The sequence below is a fragment of the Modestobacter sp. URMC 112 genome, from assembly GCF_053502575.1.
In genome coordinates, this window is record NZ_CP199957.1 from 3091527 (window position 1) to 3113285 (window position 21759).

The following is a 21759-nucleotide window of genomic DNA, read 5'->3' on the forward strand; positions in this document are numbered from 1 at the left end:
CCGGCCCGGTGGCGGCGCCGCCCCGGCCGCCCGCGGCGCTCCGGGAGCCGGGAGCGCTCCGGCCGCTCGCGGTGGACCCGGTCCGTGCGGGGGCCACTGGTGCCGAGGGCGCCGACGGAGCTGCGGCCGCCGTCCGGGCCGGACGGGTCATGCGGCCCGCCGGACGCGTTCGGCCGCCCGCACCCGGGCCGACGCGGCCCGGGGGTTGGCGGCGGTCTCCGCGTCGGCCGGCGCCTCGCCGCCCCGGGTGAGCAGGCGCAGGACCGGGGCGTGCTGGGGCATCGGCACGGGCATCTCCGGCGGCGTGCGGTCGGTGGCCTCGGCGACGAGCGCCTGCTTCACGATGCGGTCCTCCAGCGAGTGGAAGGTGATCACCACGATCCGGCCGCCGACGGCGAGGGCGTCGATGGCGGCCGGCAGCGCCCGCGTGAGCACGCCCAGCTCGTCGTTGACCTCGATGCGCAGGGCCTGGAAGGTCCGCTTGGCGGGATGGCCGCCGGTGCGGCGGGTGGCTGCCGGGATCGAGTCGCGGACGAGCTCGGCCAGCCGGGCGGTGCCGGTGAACGGCTCACGGACCCGCTCGCGCTCGATGGCCGCGGCGATCCGGCCGGCGAAGCGCTCCTCCCCGTAGACCTTGAGCACCCGGGTGAGCTCGCCGCGCGAGTAGGTGTTCACCACGTCGGCGGCGGTCCGGGGGGCCGAGGGGTCCATCCGCATGTCCAGCGGCGCGTCGGTGGAGTAGCTGAAGCCGCGGGAGGGGCGGTCCAGCTGCAGGGAGGAGACGCCGAGGTCGAACAGCACCCCCTGTACCTCGGCAAGACCGAGCCGGTCCAGCACCTCGGGCAGCTCGTCGAACACGGCGGGGACCAGGGTGACCCGGTCGCGGTGGCCGGCGGCCTCGAGCCGGGCGGCGGCCTCGGCCCGGGCGTCGGGGTCGCGGTCCAGGCCGACCAGGCGGAGACCGGGGTGGGCGGCCAGCAGGGCCAGCGAGTGACCGGCCAGACCCAGGGTGGCGTCGACGAGGACGGCGCCGGGGGCGTCGAGTGCCGGGGCGAGCAGCTCGCTGACCCGGTCGAGGAGGACGGGGACGTGCACCGCGGGCCCGGGGGGCTCGGGGCTCATCGTCGACTCCTCTCGGGCGGCTCGGGGCCGCGGAGGGCCGGTCGGGTGCTGGCGGGGTGGTGCGGCTCCACGGTGGGGTGGGGCGCGGTGGGGCGGGTGGGCCGGGGTGGCGGTGCGGTGGAGGAGGAGTGGGGCGCCCAGCGGCTCCCGCCCCCCTGCGGGGCCCGCCTGGCGCCGGGGAAGCGGTACCAGGAGGAGCCCCGCTCAGGGGTGGAGAGCGGTGGCGCGGGGCGCCGAGCTGGAGGGAAGCCGGCTCGGTGCCCGTGGTGCGCCGAGCTGGAGGGAAGCCGGCTCGGTGCTGGAGTGCGCCGAGCTGGAGGGAAGCCGGCTCGGTGCGGGTCCGGTCGAGCCGCGGGGAAGTCGGCTCGGTCGGGGTGGGGCGGGGTGGAGCTGGTCGGAGGGGCGGTCAGGACAGGGTCGGCATCCCCTCGCTCTCCATGGCCGCAAAGACGGCCTCCTGCTCGGCGACGTAGGCGTCCCAGCTGGGGGCGTCCCAGATCTCGAAGCGGGTGTCCACGCCGACGACCACGACGTCGCGGTCCAGGCCGGCGTACTCCCGCAGGCTGGCCGGGATGGTGATCCGGCCGGTCTTGTCCGCCTCGATCTCGACCATCGAGCCGAAGCTCATCCGGGCGTGCATGCGGGCGGCGTTGGTGTCGGCGGGGGCCATGGCCTTGAGGGCGGCGCTCTGCTCGGCGACGCGGGCCATCGTGAGGCCGTAGACGCAGCGCTCCTGGCCCTTCTTGATCACCATGCCGTCGGCCACGAGCTCGCGGTAGCGGACCGGGAGGGCCAGCCGGCCCTTCTCGTCGAGACGCAGGGCGTAGCTGCCGACGAACACCGGATCACCGCCCCCCGCATCTGTCCTCCTGTGGTCCCGCAGAGCCGCAGGCGCAGCCCTGCCTCCCCATTGCGCGACACATTAACCCACCAGCCCCCACTGGACACCACTCTGACCCGTGTCGCCCCCAGCTCTCCACCGCCCCCCACCGCGCTCCCCGGCACACCCGCCCGGCCGCCGTGCACCCGCCGCGGGCGCCGTCCGGTGGGCGGCGTCGCGCACCCGGCGGTCGAGCCCCCCACCTGCGGCTCTCCCCCACGTACCGTGGGTCCCGTGAGCGAGCTTGCGAGGTCGCGCCCGGGCGCAGCACCGACGGTTCCCCACCCGGCCCCCGCCGGGGAGGAGGGCGCGTGAGCGAGGGCACCGCGGAGCTGCAGTCGGGCCTCGCCGAGCAGCTGGACGACGCCGGACCCGCCCCCCGCGACGTGGACGTCGCCGCCGAGGGCGCCCGCATCGCCGCCGCGATGGGCCGGGTGGTGCAGGGCAAGCCCGACGTCGTCCGGCTCGCGCTGGTCGTGCTGCTGGCCGAGGGCCACCTGCTGATCGAGGACGTGCCCGGCGTCGGCAAGACCACGCTGGCCAAGGCGCTGGCCCGCTCCATCGACGGGACCGTGCGGCGCATCCAGTTCACCCCGGACCTGCTGCCCAGCGACGTCACCGGCGTGGCCGTCTACGACCAGGAGAGCCGGGCGTTCGAGTTCAAGCCCGGCGCGGTGTTCGCCAACATGGTGGTGGCCGACGAGATCAACCGCGCCTCCCCCAAGACGCAGTCCGCGCTGCTGGAGTGCATGGAGGAGCGCCAGGTCACCGTGGACGGCGTCACCTACGAGCTGGCCCGGCCGTTCATGGTGCTGGCGACCCAGAACCCGCTGGAGATGGAGGGCACCTACCCCCTCCCGGAGGCGCAGCGCGACCGGTTCACCGCGCGCATCTCGATGGGCTACCCCGACCGGGACGCCGAGCTGGCGATGCTCGACGAGCGGGCCACCGCCGACCCGCTCACCGACCTCACCCCGGTCGCCGACGCCGCGATGGTGCGGGCGCTGGTCGCCGCCGTCGGCGGGCTGCACGTCGCCGAGCCGCTGCGCCGCTACGTCGTCGCCCTGGTCGAGGCCACCCGGCGGTCGGCCGACCTGCGCCTGGGCGCCTCCCCCCGGGCCGGGCTGCAGCTGCTGCGGGCCGCCCGGGCCGCCGCCGCCCTCGCCGGCCGCGACCACGTGCTCCCCGACGACGTCCAGGCCATGGCGGTCCCCGTGCTCGCCCACCGGCTGCTGCTCAGCCCTGACGCCGCCCTGGCCCGCAAGGACGCCCAGCGGGTGGTCGCCGACGTGCTCGCCGCCGTCCCGATCCCCCGCGGCCGCTGACCGCCCGTGGCCCGGAGCCGGCTGGCCGACGCCGCCTCGTCCCTCACCCTCCGCGGGCGCTGCCTGGTCGCCGGCGGCGGGACCCTGGGCGTGCTCGGCGCGCTGCTGGGCGAGCGGTCGCTGCTGCGGCTGGCGCTGTTCGTGCTGGCGCTGCCGGTGCTGTCCGCGCTCGGGGTGGCCCGGCAGCGGTTCCGGCTGGCGACCCGGCGCAGCGTCACCCCCGCCCGGGTGCCCCGCGGCGCGGACGCCGAGGTGCTGCTGGAGGTCACCAACACCGACCGGCGCACCGGCGGGCTGTGGCAGCTCACCGAGCACCTGCCCGCCGAGCTGGGCGAGCGTCCTCGCTTCGTCGTCGACCGGCTGTCCCCCGGGGCGACGGCCGCGCTGCGCTACCGGCTGCACGGGGCCCGGCGGGGCCGGTTCCCGCTGGGCCCGCTCCGGCTGCGGCTGGTCGACCCGTTCGGCCTGGTGCTGCGCACCGCGGCCGGCACCGACACCGCCGCCCTCCTCGTCGTCCCGCGGGTGCGCCCGCTGACCGGCTCGGGCGGGCTGGCCGGTGGCGGCGGCAGCGGCGGCGAGGGCGCGCGCCGGTCGATCGCCGTGCACGGCGAGGACGACGTGAGCACCCGGGAGTACCGGCACGGCGACGACCTGCGGATGGTGCACTGGCGGGCCACCGCCCGGACCGGCGAGCTGATGGTGCGGCTGGAGGAGCGGCCGTGGCGGTCGGCGGCCACCCTGCTGCTGGACACCCGGACCGCCGCCCACCTGGCCGGTGCCGGCGGCCGCGCCGGAGACCCGGCCGCCCCACCGGACACCCTGGAGTGGATGGTCGAGGCGGCGGCGAGCATCGGCACGCACCTGCTCCAGCGGGGCGCGGGCCTGCGGGTGGTGACCGACACCGGCGACCTGGGCGGCTCCGGCTCGCGCGGCGGCCTGGACGCCGGTGAGCTGCTGGACCGGCTGGCCGAGCTGACGCCGTCCCGGGTGGCCGGCCTGGACCTGGCCGTGGAGGCCCTCCGCCGCGCCGCCGTCGACGGGCCGGTCGTCTGCCTGCTCGGCCTGGTCGGGCCGGACGACGTGGCGGCCCTGGTGCGGGCGCGGTCCGGCCCGGGCACCGACGTGGCGGTGCTGGCCGACCCCGACGGCTGGCTGGACGGCGGGGCCGGCCGCGGCCGGCGGCCGGTGTCCGCCGGGATGCGCGCCGAGCTGGTCACCCGGCAGGCCGACGCCGCCCGGCTGCTGCAGGCGGCCGGGTGGCAGGTGACGACCGTGCGGCCGGGGCAGCCGGTCGAGCAGGTGTGGGCCCAGCTGGGCTCGTCCGTCGGAGCCGGGTGGGCCGGCGCGAGGGTGGGGGCATGAGCAGCACGTCCGCGTTGAGCCGGCCCGCCGTGGGCCCGGCGGCCGACGACCCGCTGGTGCGCCGGCCGGGCACCGCCGTGGCCGCCACGGCAGCCGTGCTGCTGGGCGCGCTGGCCCTGGACCCGGTGTTCGCCGCCCGGAGCTGGCTGCCGCCGGTGGCCGCCGCGGTGCTGGTGGTGGGGCTGGGTGGGGCGGCGCTGCGCGGCGCCGCCGCCCGGCTCGCCCGCACCCCGGGGGCCGCCCGGGCCGCGCAGGTCCTCGCGGTGCCGCTCGGACAGGCCTTCCTGGTGCTGTGCCTGCTCACCGCCGGGTTCGCCGCCGACCGGTCCTTCGCCGGCGTGCTGCCCACCTGGAGCAGCGTGGCCGACCTGAACCTGGTGCTGCTGGACGGGCGGGCGGAGATCCAGGAGCAGGCCACCCCGGCACTTCCGCTGACCGGCCTGGTCGCGCTCACCACGGTGTTCGTGGCGGTGGTCGCGATCGCCGTGGACCTGGCGGCGGTCACCGCCCGCCAGCCGGCGCTGGGCGGCCTCGGGCTGCTGGTCCTGTACTGCGTGCCGGTCAGCACGATCACCGGGTCGGTGTCGGCGATCGCCTTCCTGGCGCCGGCCACCGGCTTCGGTGTGCTGCTGTGGGCCGACCAGCGGGACCGGCTGGCCGGCGGGACGCCGACCGGCGCGGGCTCGCGCTGGGGCACCGGCACCCTGGCCGCGGTGCGCACCGGCGCGCTGGCCCTGGTCGCCGGTCTCCTGCTGCCGGTCGTCGTCCCGACGCTCACCGAGGGGTCCCTGGCCGCGGGGATGGGCAGCGGCACGGGTGCCGGGACCGGCAGCACCGGCACCTCGCTGGACCCGGTCGCCGAGCTGCGCGGCGAGCTGGCCCGGCCCGAGCCGATCGACCTGCTGGAGGTGTCCACCGACGTCGAGGAGCCGGGCTACCTGCGGGCGGTGACGCTGGACGAGTACAGCGCCGACGGGTGGCGGATGAGCAACCTGGACGGGCAGCGGTCCATCGCCGCGGACGCGCCGCTCGCCCCGCTGCCCCCGCGGGCGGCGGGCCGGCAGGTGACCGCCACCATCACCGCCATCGGGCACGACGACCAGTTCCTGCCCACCTTCTCCGCGCCGCAGGCGATCGACGTGCGCGGCGGCGACGACGAGTCCTGGCGGTTCGACCCGGTGACCGACACCGTCTTCGGCCGCGAGGTGACGACCGCGGACCTGTCCTGGCGGGTGGTCGCCGAGGAGCCGGGGCCCGGGGCCGAGCAGCTCGCCGCGGCGACCGACCTGGACCCCGGTGACCGCTTCCTGCGCCGGTACACCGAGCTGCCCGCGCTCGACCCGAGCGTCCTCGCCCTCGTCGACCAGCTGACCGACCCCGGGCAGTCCCCCTACCAGCGGGTACGGGCGATCAGCGACCACCTCACCGACCGCGGCAACGGCTTCGTCTACAGCCTGTCCACGCAGCCCGGCACCACCGGCGACGACCTGGCCGACTTCCTGCGGCTCAAGCGGGGCTACTGCGAGCAGTACGCCGGCGCGATGGGCGTGCTGGTCCGGGCGGCCGGCGTCCCGGCCCGGGTGGTGCTCGGCTACACCCCCGGCGAGCGCACGACCGCCGGCCCCCGGGTGGTCACCTCGGACGACGCGCACGCCTGGGTCGAGGCGTGGTTCGCCGGCTTCGGCTGGGTGCCCTTCGACCCGACCCCGATCGGGGCCGGCCGTGCGGTGCCGCTGGAGTGGGCGCCCCGTGCGGACGCCGCGCCGGACCCGGCCAGCACGCCGGTGGTGCCCGGCGCCCCGGCGCCGCTGCCCACCGGGCCGGAGGCCCAGCTGGACCGGGACGACCAGTTCAGCCCGGTGGGGCTCCCCGCGGCCCAGTCGACCGACGTCACGGCCTGGGCGACCGGCGCCGGGGTGACGCTGGGGGTCCTGCTGCTGGCCGCGCTGCCCTGGGCGGTCCGCCGCCGGCAGCGCGCCGCCCGGCTGGCCGACGGCCGCCCGGGGGCGCTGTGGGACGAACTGCTGGCCACCACCACCGACCTGGGCATCACGGTCTCCCGGACCGGCACGCCCAGGGCGCTGGCCCGGCAGCTGGCCGAGCTGACGTCGGGCACCGACCCGGCCGCCGTCCCCGCCGTGCGGGAGCTGGCGCTGGCCGAGGAGCGCGCGGTGTACGGCCCGCCGGGAGCCGCCGGAGAGGTCCCGCTGGGCGCGGCGCTGCGGACGGTCCAGCGGGCCCTGCTGCGCACGGTGTCCCGGCCGCAGCGGGTGGCGGCGGCGCTGTGGCCGGCGTCCACGGTCGGCGCGGCGGCCCAGTGGCTGGTCGCCCGGGTGCCCCGCCGGGCCCGCTCGGCCTGAGCACCCGGTCGCGTGCCGCTACGGTGGCCCCGACCTGCGCCGCCGCCCAGACCTGCGGAGTGCCCCTTGCGAGAGATCGCCGTCTTCGCCGGCAGCGCCCATCCCGAGCTGGCCGCGGAGATGTGCGCCCAGCTCGGCGTCCCGCTGCACCCGGTCCGGGTGACCCGGTTCGCGAACGACTGCCTCGAGGTGCAGCTGCAGGCCAACTGCCGCGAGCGCGACGTCTTCCTGGTGCAGCCGCTGGTGACACCGGTGCAGGAGCACCTGGTCGAGCTGCTGCTGATGATCGACGCCGCCCGGGGCGCCTCGGCCGCGCGGATCACCGTCGTGGTGCCGCACTACGCCTACGCCCGGTCGGACAAGAAGGACGTGCCCCGCATCTCCATCGGCGGCCGGCTGATCGCCGACCTGATGGTGGCGGCCGGGGCCGGCCGGGTGCTGGCCATGACCCTGCACTCGCCGCAGGTGCACGGGTTCTTCAGCGTCCCGGTGGACCACCTGCACGCGCTGCGCGAGCTGGCCGACCACTTCCGCACGCTTGACCTGAGCGCCACCACGGTGGTCTCCCCCGACCTGGGCAACGCCAAGGAGGCCGCGGCGTTCGCCCGCCGGCTGGGGGTGCCGGTGGCCGCGGGGGCCAAGCAGCGCTACGCCGACGACCGGGTCAGCATCAGCGCCGTCATCGGGGAGGTCGCCGACCGGGACGTCATCGTGCTGGACGACGAGATCGCCAAGGGCAGCACAGTGCTGGAGCTGATCGACCGGCTGCGCGACGCCGGGGCCCGGTCGATCCGGGTCGCCTGCACGCACGGCCTGTTCACCGCCGGGGCGCTGGAGCGGATCGGCGCCCAGCCCGACGTGCTGGAGATCGTCTGCACCAACACCGTGCCGGTGCCCTCGGCGTCGGAGAAGCTGACCGTGCTGTCGGTCGCGCCGGCGCTCGCGCAGGCGGTGCAGCGGATCCACGACGGGGAGTCGGTCAGCGCCCTGTTCGACGTCGTCCCCAGCGCCGGCGGCTGACCGCCGGGACGACGGCAGCCGCCGTCCCGGCGGGACGACGGCTGCAGGCGGAGGTGCTGGAGGGCTACTGGTCGTAGCGGCGCCGGAAGCGCTCCTCGAGGCGGTCCTTGAGCGGCTGGCGCCGGACCTTGCCGCCGCCGGACCGCCCACCGCGGCCGGCGGTGCGGTTCGGGGCGCCGCCCCCGGGGACGACGTCCACGGCGCCGGTGGCGCTCTTGTAGTTCAGGACCCCGAGCGCCACGCCGCCGAACATCAGCAGGAAGCCGATGACGCCGAGGACGGTGTTGGGGACCGCCACGCCGCCGATCAGCCCGGCCAGGCCGAGGACGACCAGGACGATGCCCAGCTGCAGCTGGCGGCGGGCCTTCTGCCGGCGATCGCCGGTGCGTACGGTCGAGGCGAACTTCGGGTCGTCGTCGACGAGGGCCCGCTCGATCTGCTCCAGCAGACGCTGCTCGTGCTCTGAGAGCGGCACGTCGACCTCCAGGTGCACAGTGCAGGGGCCACCGGCGGCTGTCCGCCCGTGGTGACACCGAGGATACGAGCCGATTGCAGGGTGCGAAAGGCGAGCGGGCGCCGACACACCCGGGAGGACGATCCGGGGTCCTCCGGAGGGGGTCAGCGGGGTCCTCCGGCCCGGTCCGGCCCGCCTCCCGACCCCGCTCCCGACCCTGATCGCGACCCCGATCCCGGCCCCGATCCGGGTGCCCGGCGGCCGAGCAGGGTGGCCGGCCGGACCGCGCCGGCCCCGAACCGCCGGGCCGCCCGGTCCGCGGCCAGCTCGGCGTCCCGGCGGCCGTGCTCGCGGGCGCCGAGCTCGAGCTGCTGGGCGGTGCCGTCGGCCTCCACCAGCCCCTCCGCGCGGACGCCCACCAGCCGGATGCGCGCCCGGTCCAGGCCCAGGGCGTCGAACAGCCCGCGCGCGGTGTCGTAGAGGTCCTTGCCGACGTCGGTGGGCACCTTCAGCGTGCGCGAGCGGGTGATGGTGGTGAAGTCCGCGAAGCGCACCTTGATGCTCACCGTGCGGGCGAGGTGACCGGTGGAGCGCAGCCGCCCCGCCGTCCGCTCGGCCAGGTGCAGCAGCTCCCGGTGGATGACCGCGGGGTCGTCGACGTCGGTGCCGAAGGTCTCCTCGGCACCGGTCGACCGGTCCGGCTCGTCGGGCACCACCCGGCGCGGGTCGCGGCCCCACGCCAGCTCGTGCAGGTGCCTGCCCGCGGCCTGCCCGACCGCCCGCTGCAGGGTGCGGGCCGGCACGTGGGCGAGGTCGCCGACGGTGCGCAGCCCCAGCCGCAGCAGCACCTCCTCGGTCTTGGCGCCCACCCCCCACAGCGCGCTCACCGGCAGCGGGTGCAGGAAGTCCATGACCTCGGCGGGCCGGACGACCAGCAGCCCGTCGGGCTTGGAGCGGGTGGAGGCGAGCTTGGCGACGAACTTGGTGCCGGCCACCCCCACCGAGCAGGTGATGCCCTGCTCGTCGAAGACCCGGCCACGGACGTACTCCGCGATCGCCACCGCGTCGCCCAGCCGGCGGCCGGCGCCGGCGACGTCGAGGAACGCCTCGTCCAGGCTCAGCGGCTCGACCAGGGGGGTGATCGACCGGAACAGCGCCATCACCGACCGGGACACCTCGGCGTAGAGGGCCATGTCGCCGGGCAGCACGGTGGCGGTCGGGCACAGCCGCAGCGCCCGGGCGGTCGGCATCGCGCTGTGCACCCCGAAGCGGCGCGCCTCGTAGGTGGCCGAGGTGACCACGCCGCGGTTGCCCGCCCCACCGACGATCACCGGCGTGCCGGCCAGCTCGGGGCGCCGGCGCACCTCCACGCTGGCGAAGAAGGCGTCCATGTCGACGTGCAGCAACGTGCAGCCGGCAGCCCGCTCGGACACCCCTGCCCCTCCCCGTCCCCGTCGAACGCGTGTTCGATGCAGTGACCCTATCGGGCGGCCCTCCGCCCGGCCGTCCGCGCCGCGCGGCCCGCAGGTGTGGCAGGCTGATCTTCGCGGTAGAACACCCTCAGGTGGCCGCCGTCCGGTGGTCCCGACCACGACCATCGGAGGAGCCATGGCGCTCGACGACGACATGACCAGCACGGAGGGCCCGGCGGACTCGGGTGCCGGCGAGGGCACGCCCGGCCAGCACGACGGCGGCGCGGACGGCGGTGCCGACGGCGGCGCCCACGGCCCGGCCGACGGCGGCGCGGGCAGCGGTTCCGACGGCGGGGCCGACGGTGGCGCCGATGGCGGTGCCGATGGCGGTGCCGATGGCGGTGCCGACGGCGGTGCGGACGGCGGTGCGGACGGCGGTGCGGACGGTGGCGCGGACGGTGGCGCGGACGGCGGTGCCGATGGCGGCGCCGACGGCGGCGCGGACGGTTCGGCCTGACCGCCGGCACGACCACGCAGGACCGGGCGCCGTCCCCTCCCGGGGACGGCGCCCGTCCGGCCCTGCGTCGCTGCATCCGCGTCGACCCGCAGGTCTTCGCCGCGGAGCACTGGTCCCGCAGGCCCCTGCTCTCCAGCGCCGCGGACCTGGGGGGCACCTTCACCGACCTGCTCAGCCTCGAGGCGGTCGACGAGCTGCTCAGCATCCGGGGGCTGCGCACCCCGTTCCTGCGGATCGCCAAGGACGGCGCCGTCGTCGACCCCAAGCGCTACACCGGCCCGCAGGGCGCCGGCGCCGAGGTGGCCGACCAGGTCTCCTCCGACGCGGTGCTGCGGCTGTTCGCCGAGGGCAGCACCGTCGTGCTGCAGGGACTGCACCGGCTGTGGCCGCCGCTGATCGAGTTCGCCGGCCAGCTCGCCCTCGACCTCGGCCACCCCACTCAGGTCAACGCCTACGTCACCCCGCCGTCCTCGCGCGGGTTCTCCCCCCACTACGACGTGCACGACGTGTTCGTGCTCCAGGTGGCCGGCGAGAAGCACTGGACCATCCACGAGCCGGTGCTCGCCGACCCGCTGCGCAGCCAGCCGTGGACCGACCGGACCGCCGAGGTCGCCGCGGCCGCGCAGCGTCCACCCGTGATCGACACCGTGCTGCGCCCCGGCGACGCGCTCTACCTGCCACGCGGCTACCTGCACTCGGCCGTCGCGCTGGGCGAGACCAGTGCGCACCTGACCGTCGGCGTCCACCCGGTCACCCGCTGGGGCGCGGTCGAGTCCGCCCTGGACCTGGTGCGCACGCTGGCCACCGAGGACGAGGAGCTGCGCGGCTCCCTGCCGCTGGGCGTGGACCTGGCCGACCCGGCGGCCACCGCCGACGACGTCGCCGCGGTGCTGACCGGCCTGCACCGCTGGCTGGACCGGGTCGACCCGGCCGACGTCGCCGACCGGCTGCGCTCCCGGACGTGGGGGCAGGTGCGCCCGGCACCGGTGGCGCCGCTGGCCCAGTCGGCCGCGGCGTCCGCGCTGACGGCGGACACCGTCCTGCGGCTGCGCCCGCTGCTGCGCGTCCAGCTCCGCGGACCCGTCGGCGACCGGGTCACCCTGGTGGCCGGCCGGCGGTCGCTGGAGCTGCCCGCCGCGGACTCCGCGGCGCTCGCCGCGCTGCTCGCGGCCGGTGAACTGGCGGTCGGCGAGCTGCCGGGCCTGGACGCCGACGGGCAGCTCGCCCTCGGCCGCCGGCTGGTGGTCGAGTCGGTGGCCGTGGTGCCGGACGCGACCGCCGGACCCGTCCCCCGTGCGGCGGGGCACGATGGAGGTCGTGGGTGACCCCGTGGCAGAGCCGGCCGACCCGGGTCCACCGCCGTCCGCCCGGGTGACCGGCGACCCGCCTCCCCCCGCGGCGCCGTCCCGGCCGGTCGGCCGGCTGGAGCCCTCCCGGTGCTCGGTGCAGGCGCTGCTGCGCGGGGACTCCCCCACCGCGACCGCTCCGCCGGCCCGGCGCTGGCTGCTGGTGGAGCAGCCCGGCCCCTGGGGGCGGGACGCCCTGCTGGAGTCGCGGTTCGACCAGCAGGTCGCCCGGCGGCTGGCCGCGCGGGCCCGGGACGCCGGCGTCCGGGTGCAGCTGGTGCGCCGTCCCGGTGACCGGCTGTCGGACTCCGGCCGCCGCTGGGCGGTCGTCGACACCACGCCCGGCGTCGAGACGCTGTGGTGGTCGACGCGGACGCGCGACGACGAGCTGCTGGACGCCCCCTGGGACGGCACCGTGGGCACCCCGTCGCAGCGGCCGACGTACCTGGTCTGCACGCACGGCGCGCACGACGCGTGCTGCGCGGTGCGCGGCCGGCCGCTGGCCCGGTCCCTGCCGACCGACCCCGGGGACGTGTGGGAGACCAGCCACCTCGGGGGCGACCGGTTCGCCGCGAACGTGGTGGTGCTGCCGCACGGCCACGTCTACGGACAGGTCCCCGACGACGGCGAGGAACTGGTCTACGCCACCGAGCAGGGGCAGGTCGTGCTGCCCTGGCTGCGCGGCCGGGCCGGGCTGGCCGCACCGGCGCAGGCCGCGCAGCAGCACGCCCGCGCAGAACTCGGCCTGCTCGCCGTGGACGCCCTGCGGGTGCGCGGGGTGCGGACGCTGCCGGCACCGGCGCCCGGCGTCGAGCGGTGGGCGGTGACGCTGGCCGGCCCGGACGGCGGGGACGTGCTGGTGACGGTGGAGAGCCGGCTGTCCGAGCACGCCGCGCAGCTGACCTGCTCCGCGGCCCAGCCGAACCGCTGGCGGATCTGGCACCCGCTGTCGCTGCGGACCGCGCAGCCCTGACCCGCTCCTCAGCCCAGCGCCGCGCCGCGGGCGAGCAGCAGCGGGATCGCCAGCTCGGTCGGGGTCAGCGACCCGTGGTAGGCGGCCAGCCTGGACGGGAACGGCTCCTGCCGGGTGGCGGTCAGCGCCCAGCTGCCCCGGGCGAGCGCCACGACGTCGCCGATCCGGGCGGCGAGCGCGTCGTCGACCGGCCCGAACACCCCGCTCCCCACGGCCTCGTCCCGGCTGACCACCCAGGCCCGGTGCGCCAGCACCGCCTGCCAGGTGGCGAGCACGTCGGCGGCCGCGCCGGGGTGGGCGTGCACGTACCGCGCGCGCGGCTCACCGGCCATCCGCCGGACGCCGTCCCAGAGCTCGGGGACGTCGTCGAGGTCCAGCCGGGTGTGCTCCGGGACGTCGACCATGCCGTGGTCGGCGGTGACGAGCAGCGCGCCGTCGTCCGGCAGTCCCGCCACCAGCTGCTCCACCAGCCGGTCGACGACCCCGAGCTGGTGGCGCCAGGCGGCCGAGTCCACCCCGCGGACGTGGCCGGTGAGGTCCAGGTCGGCGGTGTAGCCGTAGACGAGGGCCCGCGGCGCGGCGGCCATCGACGAGTGGACCACCGCGACCAGGTCGCCGGGGCTGTAGGCCGGGGCGTAGGTCGCGCCCCGGTAGGCGGCGCCGGTGAGCCCCGACCGGGCGAAGGCGTGCGGCCCGACCGCGGTGCAGGGCAGGCCGGCGGCCGCGGCCTGCTCGAAGACGGTGGGCCGGGACTGCCACTCGCGGGGGTCGGGGTCGTCGGTCCACCGCACGTGGTTCAGCGTCCGGTCCTCCCCCGGCACGTCGGTGACGAACCCGAGGACGCCGTGGCTGCCCGGTGGCAGCCCGGTGCCCAGCGTGGTGAGGCTGACCGGGGTGGTGCTGGGGCACGGGGCGCCGAGGACGCCGACCGGGGCGGCCAGCCCGTTCAGCACCGGGGCGATGTCGCGGTGCGCTCGCACCAGGTCCTCGCCCAGGCCGTCGACGAGCAGCACCGCGACGCGCCGCGCCCCACCGAGGGCGTCGGTGAGGCGCAGCGGGTCGGCGGGCAGGTCGCCGCGCCGGACCGGGGCACCGAGGGCGGCGGAGGTCCCGGGCAGCACGTCGGCGAGGTTGGCGGCGCCGTAGACGGGCCGGTGCAGGTCGGCGGGGAGAGGGACCGCTGCGGGTGGGGACGTCACGGGCGGGTGGCGAGGACGTGCAGGCCGGTGGCGACGTCGCGGTAGGGCGAGGTCCCGGCGAGGGCCAGCTCCAGGTCGCGGACCGCGTCGGGGTCCGCGCCGGACGAGGCGTCCAGCAGGTCGGCGACGACCGAGACGCCGCGCCACTCGCCGGGCAGCAGACCGGCGCCGGCGACCAGGTCGAGCAACTCGGGCGGGTCGAAGCGGCGGCGGGCCGGGCGGGCGCGCCCGGGGGCGGGGTCGGTGTCGGTCAGCAGTGCGCGGGCCTCCCGCGGGTGGCCGCCGACGGCCCGGGCCAGCACGGCGCCGGCCCGGTTGGCGGTGGCGACGGACAGCTGGCCACCGGGGCGCAGCAGGCCGGCGATCTCCGCCAGGGTGCTCACCGGGTCGTCGACCACCTCGAGCACGGAGTGGCAGAGGACCAGGTCGAACGAGCTGTCGGGCGAGCTGCCCGGTGCGGCTGCCGCACCGCCCGCGGCCTGGTCGAGGACGGCGTGCATCCGGTCGCCGTCGCCCTGCAGGCCGCGGACGCGCATGCCCACGCCGGCGGTGTCGGCCCGCCGGTGCAGCGTGGCCAGCGCGTCGGCGCTGGGGTCGATGACGGTGACCTGGTGCCCGAGCTGGGCCAGCGGCACGGCGAACATGCCGCTGCCGCCGCCGACGTCGAGCACCCGCAGGGCGGCGCCGGCCTCGGCCACCGGGGCGAGCGCGGCCCAGATCGCCGCCGTGCGGGCGGGGGGCTGCAGTCCGGTGACGGGCTCAGTCGACGGCACCCCGCGGAGCCTAGCCGCGGCCGGCCGGCCGGGTCCCCCCGAAGGGCGGCCCGGCCGGGCCGGGGACGGGGCGCCGCTGCTGGGGCGCGCGGCGTCAGCTGCCGGCGGGCGTCACACCGAACATGAGCACGCGCCGCTCGATGTCGTAGTGCACCGTGCCGGTGTTGGTCAGCAGGTCCTGCAGGTTGTCCGCGTCGTCCGGGTCGAGGGTCAGGACCTCCTCCCAGGCGCCCTGGTCGAGCACGAGCTGCAGGGTGTAGGTGCCGGGCTTGCCCGGCTCCCCGGCGATCCAGCTGAACTGGTAGTGGCTCAGCTGGCGGACCTTGACGCTGTTGTCGGTGACCGGCTGCGGGACCTCGGGCATGGGTTCGTCCTCTCGTGTGTCCAGTGGGTTCTGGCTCTCGGTCGTCCTGCCGGCAGGAACCGCGCCGGCCTGGTCCGCCTACCCGGGGCACTCGCCCCCCATTCGCCGGACCGCGAGCTCGCGAGGCAGGGGGGCAGCAGGCAGGACGGTGGCCCCGCCGCAGGGGCCCGCCGCGAGCCCGCGAGGAGCGGGGCGCGGCGGCGGCCCTGCTGCAGGGTCCCGCCGCGAGCGTGCGAGGAGCGGGGGGCGGTGGTTGCCCCGCCGCAGGGGCCCGCCGCGAGCGTGCGAGGAGCGGGGGGCGGTGGCGGCCCCGCCGCAGGGGCCCGCCGCGAGCGTGCGAGGAGCGGGGGGCGGTGGCGGCCCTGCTGCAGGGTCCCGCTGCGAGCGTGCGAGGAGCCGGGGGGCAGCAGGCAGGACGGTGGCCCCGCCGCAGGGGCCCGCCGCGAGCGTGCGAGTGGCGGGGGGCGGCGGGGTCCTTCCTCAGTGCCCCGAGCTGCCTGGGCTGGAGTGCCAGAGCTTGCGCGGGGCGACCTTGGCGTCCTCCCCGGCCGGCTTGATGTCGGCGTACGGCGACATCCGGAAGCCGGTGGGGTGCACCAGGACCGGGCGGACCACCACCGGGCGGGGCCCGTGCGACGCGGCCGCCCCGGCGATCGCCTGCTCGGTGTAGCTGCCCGGCGCGGCCATCAGCTCGGCCACCGCGTCCAGCCCGCCGGCCTCCCAGGCCTCGTGCAGCGCCGGCAGCTCCCAGGCGCCGGTGGCCCGCATCGAGACCCCGCGCGGACCGGTGCGCCGCAGCACACCCCGCACGACCAGCAGCCAGGAGTGGAAGACGGTGGCGGCGTAGGGGCCCTGCACGTCCTCGAAGAAGGTCGAGTCCGCGCAGCCGGTGCCGTCGTCGAGGGTCACGAAGACCACCCGGCGCCCGGACCTGATCGGCGGGGTCTGGGTGGCCACCTTCACCCCGGCCACCAGCACCTCCACCCCGCTGCGGCACTCCAGCAGCTCCCCGGCCGGCACGGCGCCCAGCGCCGCCAGGAAGGGCCGGTAGAAGTCCACGACGTGCCGGCTGGCGTCCAGGCCCAGCACCTCCAGCTCGGCCCGCACCCGCTCGGCGTCGGTGAACTCCGGCAGCCCGCTGGAGACGAACTCGGGCATCCCCTCGTCGTCGTCCCCCGGGAGGCCGTCGGCCGCCGTCTCCCCGCCGAACAGGTCGAGCCCGAGCTGGCCACCGCTGCTGGCCCGGGCGCCGCTGCGGCTCAGCCGGTCCAGCTCGCCGATCTGCAGCAGCAGGTCGCGCCGGGTCAGCTGCTCCCGGCGCCGGGCCGGCCGGCCACCCTCGCTGTCCCGGACCTCGAACCCGTAGACGGAGTCGAAGCCGCCGGCGAGCACCAGCCGTTCCACCACCGGGCGGGACACCCCCGTCCGCTGCCAGAAGTCGGCGAGCGACCGGTAGGGCTGCCCGTCGGTGATGCGGGCGACCTCGTCGTCGGAGATGCCCTTGACGTCGGCCAGGGACAGCCGGATGCCGTAGCGGCCGGGATTGGGCATCGCCGCGGGCATCCAGGACGGCCGGGGAGGCGGCTGCCGGGGGAACGGCTGCCGGGAGGCCGGTTGTGCCCACGCCTCGTCCGGCTCGTCCTCCGCCGGGTCGTCCAGCCGTTCCACCCGGTAGGCGTCGGTCGAGGCGTTGACGTCCAGCCCCAGCACCCGGACGCCGAAGTTCCGGGCGTCGTCGAGGATCAGCCGCTTGGGGTACATGCCCGGGTCGTGGGTGAGCACCCCGGCCAGGAAGGCCGCGGTGTGGTGGGTCTTCAGCCAGGCCGACTGGTAGGTGGGCAGCGCGAAGGCCGCGGCGTGGGCCTTGCAGAAGCCGAACGAGCCGAAGGCGACCAGCACCTCCCAGACCTGCTCGGCCACGTCGGTCGGGAAGCCCTCGTCCAGCACCCGGGGCACGAACCAGGCCCGCACCTCCGGATGGGCGTCCTTCTCCCCCAGTGCCCGGCGCACCTCGTCGGCCTCGGCGAGGGAGCACCCGGTCAGCGCCGAGACGATCATCAGCACCTGCTCGTGGAAGACCACCACCCCGGCGGTCTGCTCGAGCGCCGGCTCCAGCGCCGGGTGCAGGTAGACCGGCTCCCGCCAGCCGTTCCGGGCCATCAGGAACGGGGTGACCATGTCGCTCTTGACCGGCCCGGGCCGGAACAGCGAGATGTCGACGATGAGGTCCTCGAAGGTCCGGGGACCGAACTTGCCGACCAGCTCGCGCTGCCCGGGTGACTCGATCTGGAACATCCCGAGCGTCCGGGTGGTGCGGATCAGCTCGAACGTCGCCGGGTCGTCGCGCGGCACGGCGTCGATGTCGAGCTGCTCGCCGTCCACCCGGGCGACCTCCTCCATGGCGTGGGCGATCGCCGACTGCATCCGGATGCCCAGCAGGTCCAGCTTGAGCAGTCCCAGGTCCTCGACGTCGTCCTTGTCGAACTGGCTCATCGGGTAGCCGAGATAGCTGTTCTCCACCGGCGTGCGGTCGCGCAGGGTGGCGTCGGAGAGCAGCACCCCGCACGGGTGCAGGGCGATGTGCCGGGGCAGCCCGTCGAGCCGGGCGACCAGGTCGAACAGCAGGTCCAGATCGCCGGAGCCACCGCTGCGTCTGGAGCCCAGCCGGCTGGCCCGCAGCTCCGGCAGGTCGCGCAGCGCCGCGTGCACCTGGTTGGCCCGGATGTGCGGGAAGGCCTTGGCCACGCTGTCGACCTCACCGGCGGGCAGGCCCAGCGCGGCCCCGACGTCGCGGATGGCGTGCCGCACCCGGTAGGTGTCCATCATCGAGATGCAGCTGACCCGGTGCGCCCCGAACCGGGCGATCACCGCGTCGTAGACCTCCATCCGCCGGGCGGACTCCACGTCGATGTCGATGTCGGGCAGCTGGTGGCGCAGCGGGGAGAGGAAGCGCTCCATCAGCAGGCCGTAGCGGAGCGGGTCGACGTCGGAGATGCCCAGCAGGTAGGTGACCAGGCTGCCGGCGCCGGAACCGCGGGCCGCCGCGCGCACCCGCAGCTCCTTGATCAGGCCGACCACGTCGGCGACGGTCAGGAAGTAGGAGGGGTAGCCGAGCTGGTCGATGACCGCCAGTTCGTCGTCCAGCCGCTCGCGGACCGCGGCCGAGGGCGCCATCGCGCGCCGGCCGAACCCGGCCTCGCAGCGGGCCCGCAGCACCTGGGAGGAGCTCAGCCCCCGCTCGGCCCCGGTGGTCACCACGTCCAGCTCGGGGTACCGGACGGTGCCGATGCCCAGGTCGGCCCGGACGTCGACGGCGCACTGCTCGGCGACCCGGGCGGTGGTGGCCAGCAGCCGCAGCGCGGCGTCGCGGTCCGGGCCGGCGATCTCCTCGGCGATCGCGGCCATCTCCTTGCCCGACTTCAGGTACCCCTCGGCGGTCCGGCGGTCCACGTGGCGCTCCCCCAGCGGGACCAGCCGGCGGGCGGCGTCCAGGACGTCGGCGGTCGGGGCGTCGAGGGCGTCGACGTAGCGCACCGCGTTGGTCAGCACCGCCGGCACCCCGGCCTCGGCGGCCAGCCGGAGCAGCGCCTGCGCCCGGGACCGGTCGCCCTGCCCGCGGTGGTGGACCACCTCGAGCACCAGCTGCCCCCCGCCGTCGCCACCGCCGAACACCTCCCGCCAGGCCGCCAGCCGGGCGTGCGCCAGGTCGGCGCGCCCGGCGGCCAGCGCACGGCCCACCGAGGACTCCGGGCCCAGCACCGCGAGCAGCCCGCGAGCGTGCTCGGCGGCCCGGGTCAGCGAGCCGACCGGTTCACCGCGGGTGCCGCCCAGGTGGACGGCGCTGGTCAGCCGGCACAGCGACGCCCAGCCGGCGCCGTCCCGGGCCAGGAAGGTGACCCGCGGGAACCGCGGGTCGACGCTGGCCCCACCGCGGGCCGGGGACCGGCGGCCGGAGGGATGGGTGGCCCGGCGCAGCTCCACCGAGGAGATCCGGCCCGGCCTCAGCTGCGGCCCCGGGTCGCCCGGCTCGCCGCCGGCCGCCGGGTCGACGGCCAGGTCGACGCCGAAGAGCGGCCGGATGCCCGCCGACCGGCAGGCCAGCGCGAACTTGACCGCGCCGTAGAGACCGTCGCGGTCGGTGAGGGCCAGTGCCCCCATGCCGTGCTCGGCCGCGCGGGCGACCAGGTCGGCGGGGTGGTTGGCGCCGTAGCGCATCGAGTAGCCGGACGCGACGTGCAGGTGGACGAAGGGGTCGGTCATGCCCGGGGGGCCCCGGCCGCACGCTGGCCGGTGCGCTGCCCGGTGTGCTGCCCGGCACGCTGCCCGGTGCGCTGGCCGGTGCCCCCCGACCGGCCCGCGGACCGCAGCCGGCCGGTCGGAGGACCGTCCACCGACCGGCTGAGCGTCGACTCGACGACCGCCAGGAAGGCGCCGGCGTCCCGGACCAGGTCGTCGGCCTCCCGCTCGGTGACCGCGGAGGAGAGCCCGGCCTCGGCCGCGGCGCGCTTGGCCGCTCCCGCGGCGAAGAACGCCGCCCACTCCCCCAGCTCCGGGGCGACCTCGGTGATCAGCACCCAGGCGCTGCGCGGTCGGCGGCGCCCCTGCTGGGGTCGGGTACGGGTGGCCAGCACGGCGGCCGCGGCCCGCAGCGCGGCGAGGTGGGCCGTCGCGTAACGCCAGCCCGGGTCGGGGCAGTGCGCCGCCTCGGCCAGCCCGCGGTGGGCCTGGCCCAGCAGCTGGCTGGCTGACGGCGGCAGCGGCGGCAGCAGGGGCAGCTGCCCCTCGGTGGCCGACCGGAGAGCTGTCGCGGCCATCAGTCGTGCACCCGGACGAGCAGCCACTGGTCGGCCGTCGGCTCCCAGGACAGGTCGAACACCCCGGCGAAGCTCATCCGGGACCGGCCGGCCCGGACCGCCTCCACCCGCCACACCTGCCGGGTGGCGACCAGCTCCGCCGACGCCCCGCCCCGCTCCGCACCCGGGTCGGACCGCCACCAGGGGGCGGTCTCCACCCAGGAGTCCAGCACCTCCCCGACGGCGTAGCGGCTCTGCCCACGCCAGAACTGGGCCGGCCCCTGCGCCCCCTGCTCCACCTGGACCTCTTCCCCCACACGTCCACCAGCCCCGACGAGCACCCGGCTCATGACAGACTCCGCAACTCTCGCCCCCACCGGCGTCCCGTCCGACCCGGCGAGGGGGAAGCGCCACAGGGGCGGCCCGGGTCGGTGGACGGTCCACCGGTGTTCGAACACGTGTTCGAACACCCAGAAGTAGACCCGACCGCCCCGAGGGCGTCAAGCGCAACGCGGCGTGTCCCCGGACGCGTCGGTGCAGTCACTGCACCGACGCCACACCGACCCTGGAACGACCCCGCACCCCCGGAAACGGCTCGCCCAGGACCCCCGCCAGCCGCTCCTGGCGACCCCCCGCCGGGGACGGCGCACCGGCCGGTCCCTCGTGACCGGGCAGGTGACCCCCACCGGACGGGTCGATGGGAGGATCGGTCCCATGACCCCGCCGGAACACCCCCGGGTCGCCGAGGTCGCGCGCCTGCTGCGCTCCGCCGGTGTCCACGGCGAGGTGCGCACCCTCCCCGACAGCGCCCGGACGGCAGCCGCGGCCGCCGGGCAGCTCGGCGTGGAGGTGGGGGCCATCGCCAACAGCCTGGTCTTCGACGTCTCCGGCGACCCGCTGCTCGTGCTCACCAGCGGCGCCCACCGCGTCGACGAGGCCAAGGTGGCCGGGCTGCTCGGCGTCCCGCGGATCAGCCGGGCCACCCCCGAGTTCGTCCGCCGGCACACCGGCCAGGCCATCGGCGGGGTCGCCCCGATCGGGCACCCCGCCCCGATCGGCACCCTCGTGGACGTCGAGCTGGCCCGCCACCGGCAGGTCTGGGCCGCCGCCGGGCACCCGCACACCGTCTTCCCCACCACCTACGACGAACTGCTCCAGTTGACCGGCGGCACCCCGGCCGAGGTCGGGGACGGGCCGGCGGCCGCGCCGGCGGACGGCGGCCCGAGCCCGGTCGGGACGGCCGCGCAGTGACCGGCACCGCGCCCGCGACCCGGGTCACCGAGCTGCCCACCGCCTGGGTGCGCGAGCACCTGCACGAGGTGCTCGCCATCTACGGCGCGGCGATGGGCTACAGCGAGTCCGTGGTCGCCGGCCGCTACGGCTACGCCGTCCAGCACACCGAGCGGGAGGGCTTCCGCGCCGTCGGCGCCTTCGCTGAGGCCCAGCAGGGGGACGGGGAGCGGCTGGTCGGCTTCGGGTACGGCTACCAGGTGGCCCCCGGCCAGTGGTGGCACGACCAGGTCCGCCAGGCGGTGGACCGGCGCACCGCCAAGCAGTGGCTGCCCGGCGCCTTCGAGGTGTGCGAGCTGCACGTGCTGCCCGACCAGCAGAGCCGCGGCCTGGGCCGCCAGCTGCTGCACGCGCTGCTGGCCGGGCTCCCCCAGCCGGTGGCCCTGCTGAGCACCCCCGACGCGGACACCAAGGCCTTCCGGTTGTACCGGGCCGACGGCTTCGTCGACCTGGCCCGCGGATACCACTTCCCCGGCGACGCCCGGCCCTTCGCCATCCTCGGCGCCCGGCTGCCGCTCACCCCGTCCTCCGGGAGGCCCTGATCAGCACCGGCACCGCGCCCGACACCA

Annotated in this window: 19 protein-coding genes; 9 read left to right on the forward strand and 10 right to left on the reverse strand. The window is 77.0% G+C overall.

Translation table 11 applies throughout. The features are described from left to right. Positions 1-147: 147 nt before the first annotated feature. The gene (rsmH, locus tag ACWIX6_RS14510) at positions 148-1122 is read right to left on the reverse strand and encodes a 16S rRNA (cytosine(1402)-N(4))-methyltransferase RsmH (RefSeq protein WP_448613137.1); all 975 of its coding nucleotides are present in this window, start codon (positions 1120-1122) and stop codon (positions 148-150) included. A 406-nt stretch (positions 1123-1528) separates the two neighbouring features. Further along, positions 1529-1963: a division/cell wall cluster transcriptional repressor MraZ gene (gene mraZ, locus ACWIX6_RS14515; protein WP_448613138.1), complete on the reverse strand. Its 435-nt coding sequence runs from the start codon at positions 1961-1963 to the stop codon at positions 1529-1531. A gap of 350 nt (positions 1964-2313) precedes the next feature. On the opposite strand from mraZ, the gene ACWIX6_RS14520 reads away from it, so the two are divergent. From ACWIX6_RS14520 to ACWIX6_RS14535, 4 genes are all read left to right on the forward strand, one after another. After that, positions 2314-3327, forward strand: a complete 1014-nt coding sequence (locus tag ACWIX6_RS14520; protein ID WP_448613139.1) for an AAA family ATPase — start codon at positions 2314-2316, stop codon at positions 3325-3327. Positions 3328-3333: 6 nt separating this feature from the next. Beyond that, complete coding sequence (locus ACWIX6_RS14525; protein ID WP_448613140.1) at positions 3334-4689, forward strand: DUF58 domain-containing protein; 1356 nt, start codon at positions 3334-3336, stop codon at positions 4687-4689. Next, a complete protein-coding gene (locus tag ACWIX6_RS14530) occupies positions 4686-7049 on the forward strand; it encodes a transglutaminase family protein (protein WP_448613141.1) in 2364 nt (787 codons plus the stop codon). Before ACWIX6_RS14525 ends, ACWIX6_RS14530 begins: the two co-directional genes overlap by 4 nt. Positions 7050-7115: 66 nt before the next feature. Then, positions 7116-8069: a ribose-phosphate diphosphokinase gene (locus tag ACWIX6_RS14535; protein ID WP_448613142.1), complete on the forward strand. Its 954-nt coding sequence runs from the start codon at positions 7116-7118 to the stop codon at positions 8067-8069. Between the two features lie 64 nt (positions 8070-8133). On the opposite strand, the gene ACWIX6_RS14540 is transcribed toward ACWIX6_RS14535, so the two are convergent. Continuing rightward, entirely contained in the window at positions 8134-8544 is a 411-nt protein-coding gene (locus ACWIX6_RS14540; protein ID WP_448613143.1) for a DUF3040 domain-containing protein, read from the reverse strand. Between the two features lie 143 nt (positions 8545-8687). After that, positions 8688-9956 (reverse strand): DNA polymerase IV, encoded by a 1269-nt coding sequence (dinB, locus tag ACWIX6_RS14545; protein ID WP_448613144.1) that lies wholly within the window; start codon positions 9954-9956, stop codon positions 8688-8690. Between the two features lie 175 nt (positions 9957-10131). On the opposite strand from dinB, the gene ACWIX6_RS14550 reads away from it, so the two are divergent. The 3 genes from ACWIX6_RS14550 (at position 10132) to ACWIX6_RS14560 (ending at position 12771) form a co-directional block, all read left to right on the forward strand. Continuing rightward, on the forward strand, positions 10132-10452 hold the full coding sequence (locus tag ACWIX6_RS14550) for a hypothetical protein (RefSeq protein ID WP_448613145.1): 321 nt from the start codon (positions 10132-10134) through the stop codon (positions 10450-10452). Between the two features lie 299 nt (positions 10453-10751). Beyond that, the gene (locus ACWIX6_RS14555) at positions 10752-11777 is read left to right on the forward strand and encodes a cupin domain-containing protein (RefSeq protein ID WP_448613146.1); all 1026 of its coding nucleotides are present in this window, start codon (positions 10752-10754) and stop codon (positions 11775-11777) included. Next, positions 11770-12771 (forward strand): sucrase ferredoxin, encoded by a 1002-nt coding sequence (locus ACWIX6_RS14560; RefSeq protein ID WP_448613147.1) that lies wholly within the window; start codon positions 11770-11772, stop codon positions 12769-12771. Before ACWIX6_RS14555 ends, ACWIX6_RS14560 begins: the two co-directional genes overlap by 8 nt. A gap of 8 nt (positions 12772-12779) precedes the next feature. Here ACWIX6_RS14560 and ACWIX6_RS14565 read toward each other — a convergent pair whose 3' ends face one another. The 6 genes from ACWIX6_RS14565 to ACWIX6_RS14590 all read right to left on the reverse strand — a co-directional run bounded on the left by ACWIX6_RS14565 (position 12780) and on the right by ACWIX6_RS14590 (position 20250). Then, entirely contained in the window at positions 12780-13970 is a 1191-nt protein-coding gene (locus ACWIX6_RS14565; protein WP_448613148.1) for an alkaline phosphatase family protein, read from the reverse strand. Beyond that, entirely contained in the window at positions 13967-14743 is a 777-nt protein-coding gene (locus ACWIX6_RS14570) for a class I SAM-dependent methyltransferase (protein WP_448613149.1), read from the reverse strand. The genes ACWIX6_RS14565 and ACWIX6_RS14570 overlap by 4 nt, the downstream gene beginning before the upstream one ends. Before the next feature lie 94 nt (positions 14744-14837). Continuing rightward, positions 14838-15107, reverse strand: a complete 270-nt coding sequence (locus ACWIX6_RS14575; RefSeq protein WP_448613150.1) for a hypothetical protein — start codon at positions 15105-15107, stop codon at positions 14838-14840. Positions 15108-15587: 480 nt separating this feature from the next. Further along, positions 15588-19367, reverse strand: coding sequence for a DNA polymerase III subunit alpha (locus ACWIX6_RS14580; RefSeq protein WP_448613151.1), 3780 nt, complete (start codon positions 19365-19367; stop codon positions 15588-15590). Then, positions 19364-19921 carry an SAV_6107 family HEPN domain-containing protein gene (locus tag ACWIX6_RS14585; protein ID WP_448613152.1) on the reverse strand — a complete coding sequence of 186 codons (558 nt, stop codon included), beginning with the start codon at positions 19919-19921 and terminating at the stop codon, positions 19364-19366. The genes ACWIX6_RS14580 and ACWIX6_RS14585 overlap by 4 nt, the downstream gene beginning before the upstream one ends. Next, positions 19921-20250: a DUF6504 family protein gene (locus tag ACWIX6_RS14590; protein ID WP_448613153.1), complete on the reverse strand. Its 330-nt coding sequence runs from the start codon at positions 20248-20250 to the stop codon at positions 19921-19923. The genes ACWIX6_RS14585 and ACWIX6_RS14590 overlap by 1 nt, the downstream gene beginning before the upstream one ends. A 364-nt stretch (positions 20251-20614) precedes the next feature. Here ACWIX6_RS14590 and ACWIX6_RS14595 point away from each other — a divergent pair, with 364 nt between their 5' ends. Both ACWIX6_RS14595 and ACWIX6_RS14600 read left to right on the forward strand, forming a co-directional pair. Further along, complete coding sequence (locus ACWIX6_RS14595) at positions 20615-21151, forward strand: YbaK/EbsC family protein (protein ID WP_448613154.1); 537 nt, start codon at positions 20615-20617, stop codon at positions 21149-21151. After that, positions 21148-21732: a GNAT family N-acetyltransferase gene (locus ACWIX6_RS14600; RefSeq protein ID WP_448613155.1), complete on the forward strand. Its 585-nt coding sequence runs from the start codon at positions 21148-21150 to the stop codon at positions 21730-21732. The genes ACWIX6_RS14595 and ACWIX6_RS14600 overlap by 4 nt, the downstream gene beginning before the upstream one ends. The last annotated feature ends 27 nt before the right edge of the window (positions 21733-21759 follow it).

What these genes read in the sequence shown, in the direction of transcription:
- ACWIX6_RS14595 (WP_448613154.1), top strand. Translation starts at nt 20,615, where the DNA reads ATGACCCCGCCGGAACACCCCCGGGTCGCCGAGGTCGCGCGCCTGCTG.
- ACWIX6_RS14550 (WP_448613145.1), top strand. Translation starts at nt 10,132, where the DNA reads ATGGCGCTCGACGACGACATGACCAGCACGGAGGGCCCGGCGGACTCG.
- ACWIX6_RS14580 (WP_448613151.1), bottom strand. Translation starts at nt 19,367, where the DNA reads ATGACCGACCCCTTCGTCCACCTGCACGTCGCGTCCGGCTACTCGATG.
- ACWIX6_RS14530 (WP_448613141.1), top strand. Translation starts at nt 4,686, where the DNA reads ATGAGCAGCACGTCCGCGTTGAGCCGGCCCGCCGTGGGCCCGGCGGCC.
- ACWIX6_RS14585 (WP_448613152.1), bottom strand. Translation starts at nt 19,921, where the DNA reads ATGGCCGCGACAGCTCTCCGGTCGGCCACCGAGGGGCAGCTGCCCCTG.
- ACWIX6_RS14575 (WP_448613150.1), bottom strand. Translation starts at nt 15,107, where the DNA reads ATGCCCGAGGTCCCGCAGCCGGTCACCGACAACAGCGTCAAGGTCCGC.
- rsmH (WP_448613137.1), bottom strand. Translation starts at nt 1,122, where the DNA reads ATGAGCCCCGAGCCCCCCGGGCCCGCGGTGCACGTCCCCGTCCTCCTC.
- ACWIX6_RS14590 (WP_448613153.1), bottom strand. Translation starts at nt 20,250, where the DNA reads ATGAGCCGGGTGCTCGTCGGGGCTGGTGGACGTGTGGGGGAAGAGGTC.